Here is a 13,527-nt window from a genome sequence, read left to right as displayed (position 1 = left end):
CAACAAACGCACCCCCCTGCAAGACCCTTCAAACTCGGGTCTTACAGGGGGGGTGCGTTGTCATTGTGCGCCTCCGTTCGAACGCGCCGTGTCCCGATTGTGCGCTCTAGCCACCACACGTCAGTGGTCAGGCCAGTCGCAGTCCTTCAGCGACCGGGCTTGCCGGTGCGCCTGCATGCGAATCAGCTGTGCTTCTTGCGCCCCGTGATCGTCACGGTCGCTAGGAGCCCCAGCACGACCACCGCACCGATAGCGATCAGGCCGACCGCCACGCGGTCGCCGGTCTGTGGCAGTGGCTTGCGGGGCGTCGGGTCCGCTGCGGACCGCTTGGTCGAACCAGCCGCGCGGCCAGCGGCCTTGGCCGCCTGATCTGTCTTGGCCTTCGCCGCCGGCTTCACTTGGACCAGCGCGGTGATGGCTTGCTGCAGGTGCTTCGCTGCCTGATCGATGGTCCCCTGGGTCGCAGCGGGCGAAGCCAGGACGGCCTCACCTTGTGCCAGTCGGGCCGCCAGGGTCCACCAGCTTGCGGCCGTGTAGGTCGCCTGGTGCAGGCCCTTGGCTCGGGCGACCAGCGCCTTCAGCGCCGTTGGGTCCGTGTGCTTGACCGGCGCGATCGCCTGCAAGCTGACGTGCTGCGACACGCCGTGCTTCCCCTGCGTGTTGACGGTCACCGTCGTCCGGTCGCCCTGGACGCGCGCCTGCGCATCGCCTTGTGCCACGCGGTACTGACCCTTGATCTCAAAGGCCACGGTCGCTTGCTTGTTCGTCGGGTCTTGGATCGAGAACTCATTGCCCTGCCGCATCATGATCATGCGGCTAGCGGTCTTGATGTCTTCTACGGCCCCTTTGCCGGTGAAGAAGACGTAGCCCTTCAGGCCCAGTTGGTTCTGCTGGACCGCGGAAACATCACGGGTATTCTTCAGGATCGTGACGCGATCACCGGCCATGTACGCGCTCAGCTGCGCGGCATCCTTGTTCGGCACGATGCTGTACGCGTAGCTGCTCGTCTTGTTGCCCGCGTGCGGGTAAGTCAGTGTGACGTAATCCTTCGTCACGGTCTTATCCGCCGTGCCGGTCGTCTTGTTGCGCGCATCCGAATACTTGCCCGTTCGGCTGGCCTTCGTCACATTCACGGTGTTCTGGTCGTAGAACACGTACCCGACATTGCGCTTCGGGTTATCGTTGTCCTCGACCGTCAGCCACTTGAGGCCCTGCTTGTCCCCGTTAGTGTGATCGTCAAGGTTGGAGTTGACGGTGACCGCTTCACCGTTGTCGAACATCTTGTTGTCGATCGTCGAAGTCATCGCGCGGCCGTTGATGTCGTGAATGTTCGACCCCAGCACCACGATTTCGTCGTCAAACATGAACCAGGCCTTGTTGGCTTCCGCGTTCTTGAAGACGACAAAGTCATCTGGGAGCTTCGCCTTATCCGCGTATGACTGCTCATCCCCCAGCTGCATCCCGGCGGCGGCGTATTCATTCAGCTGCGCACTGCCGGAATAATCGTTGGTGCCCAGTGGAAAGTAGACATACGTGTTTTGCGTCACGGAGCCGGACTCGAACTCGGGCTCATGTGAGTAGAAATCCCCGCCATAGAGTTCGGGAATGGTTTTGCGCGTCTCATTCACCGTCGTGACGCCAGGGAGCTTGTTCGGATCGACCGTGGCTTGGTAATCGATCCCGAACGCCTTGGTCTGGTCCACCCCACTCTGATACAGGTAAAAGGCCCCATCCCCTTGGTACCACGGCTTCAGATTCTCACCGGACATGTACTCATACTTGGAGATGCGATCGGAGCTTCGAGAGATCGCAAACCCATACCCAGGCCGGATCGCCACCGACTTGTCCATCAGATTGAACGCAAAATACTGCTTGTTGCTCAGCGGATTGCTGCTCGAGATCGCCTCGTCGTGCATGATCTGATCATAGGTCATCGTGTTACTCAAGGCGGTGAACTTACTACTGTTGACCTGTAGCTGCTCGATGCTGGCCAAGTACTTGATGTAGCTCTCCAGCTTCTGTTGCGCCTGCCCGCTCATGGCCGTCGACAGTTGCACCAGCGCTTCGACGATCCCCGCGCTGTCGGTGTAGCCGGAACCGGTCCGAGAGATCCCGCGGCCCTTGACGATCTCCATCATGTAGCCTTCATACATCAGCGGCGCAAAACTGTTGTAGATCCAGCTATTGACCGTGCCCAGCAGCGCTTCGCTTTGTAGCGATGTCCCCTTGAGCAACGTCGTCAGCTGTGCTGTCCGGCCCAGCAGGACGATCCCGTAGCTACCTGTGTACGCGACCGTCGAGTGTTGGATGAACGAGCCGTCTTCGTAGAACCCGTCTGTGACGCCGTGTTGGATGTGATCCGGGTCGATCACCGCCAGACACGTCTTGAAGTCCGCGATCGCCTTTTTCACTCTCGGCGCATCGTGATCAGCGAGTCCCTGACAGATCCGGTTCAGCGTGATGTCAGCCAGATTGGCCCCGGTGTGCTGCCGCGCATCCAGGTTCACGTCTCCGATCTTGGGTGAGCCCGGTTGCTCATCCCCACGCAGGTACGCATCCATGGTCTTGATCGACTCGTCGATGAACGCGGGCTCTAGATCATCGTGTAGCAGGAGCAGCATCCGTGACAGGCTCGTCGGGACGCCGATCTCCCACTGGTACCAGTTGCCGTAGTAGCCCTTCGTCGTGTCTTTCAGGTAGTTGTCTTGCATCCACTTCAACGCATCGATCAGCGCGTCCTTGGCGGCCTGATCATGGTACATGTCGTTGAACTTGCTCGGTGTCGCATAGGCCAGCGCCACGCTGTAAAGCTTGGTGTAGGTGCTCCCCAGGTTCGCCGAGAGGTCTGCCACCGTCAGATCGGTCCCCTGACTGTTATCCAGCACGAGCCCGCTGTAGATCACATTGCCCGCGTGATCAAAATTGGGGATGTTCGCCCGCCCCGCTTTGGCAATGCTTGCCATCTTCGCCTGGTTCGCCGGATCATCATTGATCGTCTCGTTCCCGATCAGATAACCGAGCTGATTACTTTTGATCTGCGCCATCTCTTGGTCGCTGATCGCTGCTGTCTGCGCCCCGACCAGCTGGGGCGCTGCGCACCAAAACCCGAGTATGGCTGCCCCGGTCACCACAGCCTTCTTCCAAAACCTCATCCCATTTACCTCCATGCCAATTGTGTCCTGATCCATCCCATCACCTCGGCACCCACATCGCCGGCCCAATGCCGTGCGCATCCGTAGCGGTTTGATGACCGCACCACCAGATGGGCGTACAAGCCTCGCATTGAAGAAACCGCTTGCATTTTGACCCATCTTCACCGGCCTTGCGCGCGCCTGCCACATAGGGCCGACCGTCGATCGGTCTGGCCCGTCAGCGTTCCAGAGCTATCACGCCTCCTTCCACCACAACGCCTCACCCATACATAGGGTTAACGTATTATGTAGTTCCACGGGCCATCATACACGGGAATCGGACGCGTGTAAACGCTGTCTTGTTTTTTCGGTCGCGCCATCGCCCTTTAGTGCGTTGAGCGCTCAGCCCAACCAAGGCCACTGTCACTGGCCATCAAGCGCGGCCCAGTCGGTTTCAACGGGTTAAGCCATTAACCAGCCGTGCTTATGCGGGTCCCGTACGACGCGCACCGCCTGGGCGCTAGCCCACAAAAAAAGCCAGCGTCAGCTGGCGTGTCCTGCTTATTCGAATTCAAACAGCGGATGGATCGATTGGTTCGTCGCGATCAGACGGATCGCCTGGCCAAGCATCGGGCCGATCGACAGCGTGACCATGTTGGCCAGGCGCTTGTCGGCCGGCAGGTCGATGCTGTCGGTGACGACGATCTGCGCCAGCGGCAAGTCTGCGAGCTTCTGCGTCGCGCCGCGGGAGAACACGGCGTGCGTCGCAACGGCGTAGATGTCTTTGGCCCCCGATGCGCGCAGCGCAGCGACTGCCTCATCGATGCGGTCGCCGGTATCGATCATGTCATCGATGATGATCGCATGCTGCCCAGCGACGTCCCCGATCACGCCGGCGTCGGCGTCCGGGCGCTTATCGACGATCGCGATCGGTGCGCCGAGCAACTCCGCAAGCTCCCGCGCGTGCTTGGTGCCGCTGTGGTCGGGCGCCACGACCACCGTATCGCCAAGGTGCATCTGGCGGAAGTACTGGGCGAACAGCGGTAGCGCACGCAAGTGGTCGACTGGAATGTCGAAGAACCCCTGCAGTTGATCCGCGTGCAGGTCGACGGCGATGAAGCGGTCGATGCCGTCCATCGCCAAGAGGTTGGCGACCAGCTTCGCGGTGATCGGTTCGCGCGACCGCGCCTTGCGGTCCGCCCGGGCGTAACCGTAGTACGGCACGACCACGTTGATCGTGTGGGCGCTCGCGCGACGTAGCGCATCGATCATGATCAAGAGTTCCATCAGGTTCTCGTTGACCGGATCGGACACCGGCTGGATCACGAAGACGTCCGCCCCGCGGACGCTGTCATCGAGGTCGATCTGGATCTCGCCGTCTGCAAAATGCCGCACGGATGCGGGCGACAGCGGTAGGCCGACCTCTTTTGCGATCTTTTGAGCCAGCGGCTGGTTGCCGTTGAGCGTGAACAGTTTTACGCCTGCCATGATGAGCTCCTTTGTTGTTAGTCTGCCTTCATTATACGCAAGTTAGCCAAAATTGGCTACGGACGTCGCGCGCCCAGGCTGCCCATGGACTGTAGACGTCGATCGCCACGGCTCAAAAAAAACGGTGATCAGATTTGTGCCACTGTCCAGGCACCGGCACAAATCCGATCGTGCGTGCACCCGTAACAGGTCCCACCAGCGTTAGGATAACGGCGATCCCGTTGCCATCAAACTTGGCAGGCAATGTCATTCCCCACCCCGGTTGCGTTAAACTGTAACCGTACCCAAAGGAGGTTGTTTGTCTTGCTAGAACCTAAACGCCTACTCGATTTACCCAACGCCGTCAACCTACGCGAGCTGGGCGGCTACCCGACCGTGGACGGACGCCACATCCACTACCGCAAGGCCTTGCGGTCAGGAGCGTTAGCGCTCCTGACGCCGGCTGACGCGCAAGCGCTGGCCGACTACGGCTGGCGTACCGATATCGACCTACGCAGCGCCAGTGAGGTCTCCGGTGCACCTGATGTGCTAGCGCCCAGCGTCACGTACCACCACCTGCCCGTCTACCCCTTCGCCGACCAACCGAGCCTGGGCCATAAGGTGGTCCGTCACCTGATGGCGCTCGTCGACCACCGGATCGACCCGATGGCGGAGACCTATCTTCGGATGTTCACCGATACCGGCGCCAACCAGACCTTCGCCCAGGTCTTCGCCTTGTTGCTCGCCAACGATCAGCCTGACCAGGCCGTGCTGTTCCACTGCGCCGCTGGTAAGGACCGTACCGGCGTGGCCGCGATGATGCTCGAAGGCGCACTGGGAGTGCCCGAGCCGCTGATCCGCGAAGATTACCTGCTAACGAATGTGGTGTTCGCCGCACCGACCGCCCAGATCGAGTCCGCTTTGCGCAGCCCCAACAGCACCCTAGTCGACGACATGAACGCCCACGCGGCAGAGGCACAGTGTTACCTCGCCGTCCAAGACCTGATCGCCCGAGAATACGGGGGTTGGTCCGGCTACGCCAAGCAGGCGCTCGGGTTATCTGCGGGCGAGCTGACCGATCTGCGAAATCTCTATCTGGCCTGAAGTCGGTGCCCAGAAGACGCGATCGCCCGATTCGCGCCGCTGTGTGCCCGACCGATCAACGGCGAAAGACCGTTGTTGACAGAAGACCGGTTTCATTGTATATTGGACTAGACCAAACAAGGAGGGTATTCACATGGATGTAAAAATCGTCAAAGATAAAGTTGCTGGCGGGCAAGCCGCTTTTGAGCTCATCAAAGCCGGTATCGACAACGGCGCCAAGGTCCTGGGCCTCGCGACCGGGAGCACCCCGATCACCTTGTACCAAGCCATGATCGCCAGCGACCTGGACTTCAGCAACATGACATCGATCAACCTGGACGAATACGTGGGCCTCGCGGAAGACAACCCGCAGAGCTACCACCAGTTCATGAAGGACAACCTGTTCAACCAGAAGCCGTTCGCCCACTCCTACGTCCCGAACGGGAACGCGGCGAACATCGAAGATGCGGCTGCGGACTACGAGCAGATCATCGCCGAGAACCCGATCGACATCCAGATCCTCGGGATCGGTCGCAACGGCCACATCGGCTTCAACGAACCTGGCTCCGACCTGAAGGGGTTGACCCACAAGGTCCAGCTGACCGAGTCCACGATCGAAGCCAACAAGCGCTTCTTCGACAAGGAAGAAGATGTGCCGCGCTACGCCATCTCCATGGGGATCGGCTCGATCATGAAGGGCAAGCAGATCCTGCTTCTCGCTTACGGCGAAGACAAAGCTGACGCGATCAAGGCGACCATCGAGGGCCCTGTGACCCCAGATGTCCCAGCGTCCGTCCTGCAGGAACACGCCAATGTCACCCTGATCATCGATGAAGCGGCGGCCAGCAAGCTGAGCAAGTAAAGTCCCGGGTTCACCCGAACCACTACCGCAGACGCGGTAGTGGTTTTTTGCTTATCCGCCCCTTGCCGCCGTCACGCGCGTGGTACACTGGAGTCATCACTTGAGATGGAGGCAATTCACCATATGACCCAAGCCCTTGTATTCTTCGACCTCGACTTGACCCTACTGAACGACGCCAAGCAGATCCCGCCCGAGAACCTAGCGGCGATCCAGCAGCTACAAGCCAACGACTGCCTACCAGTCATCTGCACAGGGCGCAACCAGTGGGAACTGGTCGACCTGTGCGCCGCCAGCGGGATCGACACGCTGATCTGCGCGAACGGCGCAGACATCGTCTTGCACGGCCAGCACCTCTACCAGAGTCCGATCGGCCAGCCCCAGTTGGCCCGCTTCTTGGCCCAGGCCGACGCCGATCACCTGCCGGTCGCCTTGTACAACGACCGACACGTCGCATTGACCGCGCACAACGCGGATACCGAAGCCAACTACGGCATCGTGATCCAGGCGCAGCCGCCGGTCGACCCGACCCTGGCAGCGCGAGAGGCCATCACGATGACGCTCCTGTTCACACCGCGGACCCCTGCCGGTGAGGCCGTCGGTGACACGTACCGCGCCGCGTTCCCCGAACTGACCTTCTTTCGCAACGGGCCATACGCCCTGGACGTCGTGAACCGTAGCATCAGCAAGGGAACGGGGATGGCGATCCTCGCCGCGCGGCCAGAATTCGCCGGTGTGCCGACGTATGCCTTCGGGGACGGGAACAACGATATCCCGATGCTCGAACGCGCCACGGTCGGCGTCGCGATGGGCAATGCCTTGCCCCAAGTCGCCGCCGTGGCAGACTACCAGACCGATGATTACCAACACGCCGGGATCCCGAACGCGCTACGCCACTTCGGCCTGATCTGATATTTCCCGGGCAATTGTCCCACCGCACGCTGCGGTGGCTAGGAGGTCCCCATGTCCACCTTACGCTTCATCGGTCGCGTTGCGCTGTTCGCGCTACTCACCATGGCCGTCTACCTCTACCAGGTCCCAATGCTCGTGCTCATCCGCCTGCTCCACCTGACCCCTAAGACCGGCGCGGCCTACGACCTGTTACTCGCCGGGGCCACCCTAGTCGCCGGTACCCTGACCGCCGCAGGCCTGTGGTGGATCTACCGCCGGCGGTTGCGGCGGGCGGACCCGCTGGGGATCAGGCGCACCCCACTCGACGCCTCGGGGGTCTTCTTCGTGCTGTCGATGTACGTGCTGGTGCTCGTGCTCAACGTGGCCTTGAGCCGCTTCGGCACGCCTCAGAACCAGCAGGAGGTGCTCCTGTTACAGCGTGCTTGGCCGTGGACAGTGCTGGTGATGGCCGGCCTGGTCGCCCCAGTCGTCGAGGAGCTGGTCTTCCGAGGCCTCTTCATGACCCTGTTTTGGCGCCGAGACACGCCAGCCGCCAACGCCTTGGCGGTCCTCACCTCCGGCTTATGCTTCGGCCTGCTACACGAGCCGCACATATCCGTCTACCTGCTGACCTATGCCGGGATGGGCGTGCTACTCGCCTACACCTACCGCCGTCAGCGCGACCTGCGCTACTCGATCGCACTGCATATGATCATCAATTTTCTCCCAGCATTGGTCGGTTTTTGGCGCTAATCGGGCCATCTATCCGCCGTTTAAGCAGAACGAACGTTCGGACTTACTTGTGAAAATTTCTGTGCGTTGGCGCGCGCAGAAATTTTTTTATTTCCCGCGAGTAAGCGGCACGGCCAGCGGCCTCCGGTTGCTTTTCCACAGGCGCTCAGCAAAACTGGGGCTTGACACGTTCCTCCTTAGAGCCACACCCGCCTCGACACTTGTGAATCAAGTTTCACAAACTTTTGGCCCTGTGCCGGCCACTTTTTCAACCCAAAAATCTGCTATAATTGGATTCACACGATGATCTGCACACCCCCCGGGCGCAGCTTATCAGGACTGGTATTGGAGGACTCATTATGCTCGAACGTTCACTGCTTCAACCCGTCGTCTGGCTCGACGACACCAAATACATCTCATTGATTCCTGATGCCGCCTATAACCTTGAAGTCTGGGAGATCACAGACGCCGATCGCCGCCACCGCATGGCGCGCATGGACTACAAGTTCCACCGCGACACCTTCGCCGGCTTCATCTACCGGTTGATCCCGAGCATCAACCTCGTGCAGATCCACGACCTACAAAAGAAGATCAACCCGTTCTTCGACCTCGAAGTCTAGACATCACGCCCGCGGGTGCGGTACAGTAAAGCACGAAAGTCGACGCTCGCTCACACCCAGAGGAGGCCCCACCATGTCTGTTGTCGCCAAGTTAATGATCATGGTCATCGTTGCGCTACTCGCTACGCTTGCGCTGATCTGGCGCGAATGGCGGACGCAGCAAGCCAGTCGAGGCAACACCGGGATCAAAGCCGCCCTGGCGCTGGTACTGGTGGGCTTGCTCGTCAGCTTGATCACACATCCCTGACCGCAACGAAGCTGAGCCATGAAGCGGTTTTAACAGCGTATCAGCATGGCCCCGTGAACCCCCGCACACTTGGCGCTGGTCCGCGTCAAGTAGACAGGTCAAATAATTAAAGTGCCTATGCAGTTTTCCTTACGGCATGATTCCGATATTCCATCGGGGTCATGCCGTTTAGTGTTTCTTGGCGGCGTTCGTAGTTATACCAGTTGATTGCCGCTTCGATACTCTTCATCATCTCAAGCTCGGACAAGCAGTGCTCAAAGGCGAACCACTCAACCTTAAGATGGCTCCACAGGCTCTCCATTGGGCTATTATCGCCAGGAGTGCCCGGCCGCGACATGCTGTGGATAATTCCTTCACCTGCTAAGCACGTGTTGTAGGTGCGCCCGGTGTACGCGGATCCTTGGTCACTATGCGTAATTTCTGGCCTGATGCCATTGTTGCTCTTGATGGCCAGCTTAATCGTCTTGGTGGTAAGCGCCGCGGTTTCGCTCGGTGCCACACACCAGGCGATCACGCTGTGATCATAGAGATCCTTCACGGCACTAAGCCGCAGTTTCTGTCTACCATCTTGACCGTAAGTGAGCTCGGAACAGTCGGTCACCCAGACTTTGTTGGCCGCGCTAGGGTGGAAGGCATGCCCCGCATCGACGGTGTACAGCTTGTTGGCTAGGAGGAACTCCTTCCTCTCGGCTCTGCGATCGTGCTTCGCTACACGGATAGAGGCTCGAATCCGTCCCTGACGCATGAGCCTGCGGACACGACCGTGACTCACGTGATAGGGTGTTTCCTTATTGATATACGTCACGAGCCGTTTGACCCCGAAGACATAGTGATGCTTTTCCTCAAGGGTCACGATGTAGGCCAGAATAGCCTGGTTCTCCCGTTCATGGACCGTCACCTTACGATGCGTCCACTTGTAGTACGCTGCACGCGAGATACCCAGAAACCGGCATGTCTCACTGATGCCATAAAGCTGACCGGAGTCGGGATTCACTTCTTGCGCGAGTTGCTGAATGGCCTGATATTGCCTGTCTGATCGACATTCCCTCTTTCCAGTTCTTGGAGTTTTTTTAACACTGCGACCTCCGTTGACACACGGGTTAATCGTGCCTGTAGTCGCTTGTTCTCGAGCTTCAAACGCTCTACTTCAGTGAGCTGACCATTATCTTCCTTCGCCTTACCGCGGCGGTCTGCGAGGGCGGACTCACCACCTTGCTTGAACTTTTTGACCCATGCATAGACCTGTCCATACGAAACGTTGAACTGCTGGGTTGCGGCGACGTAGTCGTGTTCGTTGGCGATGGTCCATTGTGCGATCTCGACACGTTCGAGCTGCGTAGTCTTGCGTCCATCTTTCATTGGCTTGGCCCTCCCAGTGGCTTGTAGTGATTTACCACTAGTATACAGGGATACCCATTGACCGATGACGGTTTTACCCGGAATGCCGTAGGCAACAGCCAGCTGCCGAAAAGATGTGTTACCGGCTAGGTACTTCTGCACGACTTCTAGCTTGAACTCCCGAGAATACTGTTGGTTAGTATGCCTGGACTTAAGACCATCCATCCCATCAGCTGCGTAACGGTTTAACCACTGGTTGACCTGGTGGTGATCGATACCGTGTATCCTTTCCACTGCCTGTGAACTCCAGCCGCCCTCATTAACCAGACCAATGTAGAACAGTTTCTCTGCGGGCGTGTATCTTGAACCTATCCGGCCCATAAAAAAACTCCTTCCCAGGAAGGCAAGCTTTAATTATTTGCTTGTCTACCTAAGTAGGAGTATAGCCCTTAGGGGTGACACGGGGCCATGCTGATACGCTTGCTTGGCCCGTTCGACCGCAGTGAGCGACGGGCAGACATGCGTTAGAGTGCCTCGCCGTGGCCTCCGACATCGCCGGACGGAGGCATCGACCTCGCGTATGGGTCGGCCTATTTTAGTTATGGCTTGGCCTCAAGGTGTTTGTTTATAAAAATGTAAAGTTGGCCGGGCGTTATCCGCAATTCGTCGCTGTCTCGCTATACTGAGGGCAGAATCACCGATCCGTCCACGCGGATCTGGAAAGGAGGACGCCCGATGCACGCACGCGCCTTGAGCGGCTGGTTGCGCCTGACCACCTTGGTCCTGGCGCCGTTGGCAGCCGCATGGCTCGCGATCAACTTGACGCTCCCGTTCGGCGGGCAGCGGTTCCGCGATATGGACCACGACTGGCAGGTCGTCACGATCGCTGGGATCATTCTGATCACACTCCTCGTGATCGAAGCCCTGGCCGTCTTGCGGCCGCCGTTGCCACAGATCGCTGTCCCGCTTGCGATCGGGGTGGTCATCACTTGCGCGATCTGCTGGGCCCTCTTCACCATCGCCAACGCGATCTATGTCCTGGCGCTGACCGCCACCGCCGCGTTCGTCGGCGCCGCTTTCCTCCGTCCACACCCAGACACGAAAAAAGTATCATCTCGCCTGCTGAGATGATACTTTTTTTTGACGTTCAGGCTGGTCGGTCTACGCGTTCGCAGCGACCTTGGCGATCCGCCCCTGCTCGATATACACCGACAGGATCGCGATGTCGGCGGGATTGACCCCCGAAATACGGCTGGCCTGCGCGATGGTCTCGGGCTGGATCTTGGTCAGCTTCTGACGCGCTTCAGTCGCCAGGCCGTTGATCGCCGCGTAGTCGAGGTGCGCCGGGATCTTCTTGGCCTCTAGCCGGTGTAGCTTGGCGATCTGGGCCAGCTCCTTGTCGATGTAGCCCGCATACTTGATCTGCACCGTAGCTTCTTCGGCGACGTAACGCCCGACTGGGGTCTCGGCCGGGGCGAACTGCATCAGGTCCGCGTAACTAACTTCCGGTCGGCGCAGGAAGTCGCTCGCCAAGACACCATCCTTGAGTGGCGCCGCACCGATCGTGGCAAGCCACGGGTTGACATCCTTGGGGCGCAGGCGCGTGGCCTGCAGCCGGGCAACTTCTGCGTCGATCGCCGCCTGTTTGGCCTCGAACGCGGCATAGCGCGCCGCACTGATCAGCCCCAGTGCGCGCCCCTTGTCGGTCAAGCGCAGGTCGGCGTTGTCGTGGCGCAAGATCAGGCGGTACTCGGCGCGGCTCGTCAGCAGCCGGTACGGCTCGTTGGTGCCCTTGGTCACGAGGTCATCGATCATCACCCCAATGTACGCGTCGGCGCGCTGAAGCGTGAAGCCAGGCTTGCCTTGCGCGCGCAAGGCGGCGTTGATCCCGGCGATCAAGCCCTGACCCGCGGCTTCCTCGTAACCGCTGGTCCCGTTCATCTGACCGGCGGTGAAAAGGTTCGCGACCACCTTGGTCTCAAGCGTGGCGGTCAGCTGCCACGGCTCGATGACATCGTATTCGATTGCGTATCCAGGCCGCATCAACTCGGCGTTCTCCAGTCCGGCCACTGAGTGCAACATCTTCAGCTGCACCTCTTCGGGCATGGACGTGGAGAAGTCCCCGACGTAATACTCGTCGGTGTCACGACCCTCGGGCTCGAGGAACAGCTGGTGGCGCGGCTTGTCGGCGAAGCGAACGACCTTGTCTTCGATCGACGGGCAATAGCGGGGCCCGACGCCCTTGATCACACTGGAGAACATCGGCGCCCGGTCAAGGTGTTCCCGGATGATGGCGTGCGTGTCCGCATTCGTGTATGTCATCCAGCAAGACAGCTGGTCCTTGAGGTAGACCGAGTCCGGCGTCTCGAAGGAGAAGTGATTCGGCGTGGTGTCGCCAGGCTGTTCCTCGGTCTTGGCAAAATCGATCGAGCGCCCGAGCACGCGCGGCGGTGTCCCCGTCTTGAAGCGGCGCAGCTTGAAGCCCTGGCGCTCTAAGTCTTCAGACAACCGAATGCTCGGCAGGCTGTTGTTCGGCCCGCTGGAATACATCAGCTCCCCGATGATGATCTTGCCGCGACTGGAGGTCCCCGCCGTCAGCACGACGCTGGTCGCACGGTAGCGCGCGCCGGTCGCAGTGACGACGCCGACGCACTGCCCCGCGTCGACGAGTAAGTGCTCGACCAGTCCCTGCCGCAGATCTAGGTTCGCCTGCCGTTCGATCGTCTGCTTCATCGACCGGTGGTAGGCGGCCTTGTCGGCTTGTGCGCGCAAGGCGCGCACCGCCGGGCCCTTGCCGGTGTTCAGCATCCGCATCTGGATATAGGTCTTGTCGATATTGCGGCCCATCTCGCCGCCCAGCGCGTCGATCTCCCGCACGACGATCCCCTTAGCCGGGCCGCCGACACTCGGGTTGCACGGCATGAACGCGAGCATCTCCAGGCTGATTGTGATCAGCAACGTCTTTTGCCCCATCCGAGCGGCGGCCAGCGCCGCCTCGCACCCGGCGTGGCCGGCACCGACCACGACGACATCGTAGGTCGCCGCCTCGTATTCCTTCACTTCTGGCATGAGTCTCTCCTTTTCTGCTCGCTGGGCCACCGATCAGGTAACCCCGTACACAAACGACAACGCGTCTTTACAACTTCTGACCTAAAATAA

Annotated in this window: 12 protein-coding genes; 7 read left to right on the top strand and 5 right to left on the bottom strand. The window is 59.8% G+C overall.

From position 1 onward, the window contains the following. Positions 1 to 182: 182 nt before the first annotated feature. Together HII33_RS00455 and HII33_RS00450 are read right to left on the bottom strand one after the other, a co-directional pair. On the bottom strand, positions 183 to 3,152 hold the full coding sequence (locus HII33_RS00455; RefSeq protein WP_179393832.1) for a polysaccharide lyase 8 family protein: 2,970 nt from the start codon (positions 3,150 to 3,152) through the stop codon (positions 183 to 185). 540 nt (positions 3,153 to 3,692) lie between these two features. Beyond that, positions 3,693 to 4,619, bottom strand: a complete 927-nt coding sequence (locus HII33_RS00450) for a ribose-phosphate diphosphokinase (RefSeq protein ID WP_179393831.1) — start codon at positions 4,617 to 4,619, stop codon at positions 3,693 to 3,695. A 303-nt stretch (positions 4,620 to 4,922) separates the two neighbouring features. Between HII33_RS00450 and HII33_RS00445 the strand changes: the two genes are divergently transcribed. From HII33_RS00445 to HII33_RS00420, 6 genes are all read left to right on the top strand, one after another. Next, a complete protein-coding gene (locus HII33_RS00445) occupies positions 4,923 to 5,702 on the top strand; it encodes a tyrosine-protein phosphatase (protein WP_179393830.1) in 780 nt (259 codons plus the stop codon). A 133-nt stretch (positions 5,703 to 5,835) separates the two neighbouring features. Next, positions 5,836 to 6,543: a glucosamine-6-phosphate deaminase gene (gene nagB / locus HII33_RS00440; RefSeq protein ID WP_179393829.1), complete on the top strand. Its 708-nt coding sequence runs from the start codon at positions 5,836 to 5,838 to the stop codon at positions 6,541 to 6,543. A 123-nt stretch (positions 6,544 to 6,666) separates the two neighbouring features. After that, positions 6,667 to 7,452 carry a Cof-type HAD-IIB family hydrolase gene (locus tag HII33_RS00435; RefSeq protein WP_179393828.1) on the top strand — a complete coding sequence of 262 codons (786 nt, stop codon included), beginning with the start codon at positions 6,667 to 6,669 and terminating at the stop codon, positions 7,450 to 7,452. Positions 7,453 to 7,503: 51 nt separating this feature from the next. Further along, on the top strand, positions 7,504 to 8,184 hold the full coding sequence (locus tag HII33_RS00430) for a CPBP family intramembrane glutamic endopeptidase (RefSeq protein ID WP_179393827.1): 681 nt from the start codon (positions 7,504 to 7,506) through the stop codon (positions 8,182 to 8,184). Positions 8,185 to 8,522: 338 nt separating this feature from the next. Beyond that, complete coding sequence (locus HII33_RS00425; protein ID WP_179393826.1) at positions 8,523 to 8,783, top strand: hypothetical protein; 261 nt, start codon at positions 8,523 to 8,525, stop codon at positions 8,781 to 8,783. Positions 8,784 to 8,856: 73 nt separating this feature from the next. Continuing rightward, positions 8,857 to 9,030 carry a hypothetical protein gene (locus tag HII33_RS00420; RefSeq protein ID WP_179393825.1) on the top strand — a complete coding sequence of 58 codons (174 nt, stop codon included), beginning with the start codon at positions 8,857 to 8,859 and terminating at the stop codon, positions 9,028 to 9,030. A 115-nt stretch (positions 9,031 to 9,145) separates the two neighbouring features. On the opposite strand, the gene HII33_RS00415 is transcribed toward HII33_RS00420, so the two are convergent. Both HII33_RS00415 and HII33_RS00410 read right to left on the bottom strand, forming a co-directional pair. After that, positions 9,146 to 10,024, bottom strand: a complete 879-nt coding sequence (locus HII33_RS00415; RefSeq protein WP_343036815.1) for an IS3 family transposase — start codon at positions 10,022 to 10,024, stop codon at positions 9,146 to 9,148. Then, the gene (locus HII33_RS00410) at positions 10,021 to 10,749 is read right to left on the bottom strand and encodes a helix-turn-helix domain-containing protein (protein WP_179393824.1); all 729 of its coding nucleotides are present in this window, start codon (positions 10,747 to 10,749) and stop codon (positions 10,021 to 10,023) included. Before HII33_RS00410 ends, HII33_RS00415 begins: the two co-directional genes overlap by 4 nt. A gap of 354 nt (positions 10,750 to 11,103) precedes the next feature. Between HII33_RS00410 and HII33_RS00405 the strand changes: the two genes are divergently transcribed. After that, a complete protein-coding gene (locus tag HII33_RS00405) occupies positions 11,104 to 11,499 on the top strand; it encodes a hypothetical protein (RefSeq protein ID WP_179393823.1) in 396 nt (131 codons plus the stop codon). A 30-nt stretch (positions 11,500 to 11,529) separates the two neighbouring features. On the opposite strand, the gene mnmG is transcribed toward HII33_RS00405, so the two are convergent. After that, entirely contained in the window at positions 11,530 to 13,437 is a 1,908-nt protein-coding gene (mnmG, locus tag HII33_RS00400; protein ID WP_179393822.1) for a tRNA uridine-5-carboxymethylaminomethyl(34) synthesis enzyme MnmG, read from the bottom strand. Positions 13,438 to 13,527: the final 90 nt, after the last annotated feature.

It is taken from the genome of Lacticaseibacillus absianus (genome assembly GCF_013407595.1).
Taxonomy (GTDB): domain Bacteria; phylum Bacillota; class Bacilli; order Lactobacillales; family Lactobacillaceae; genus Lacticaseibacillus; species Lacticaseibacillus absianus.
This window is presented reverse-complemented; position numbering and strand designations above follow the sequence as displayed.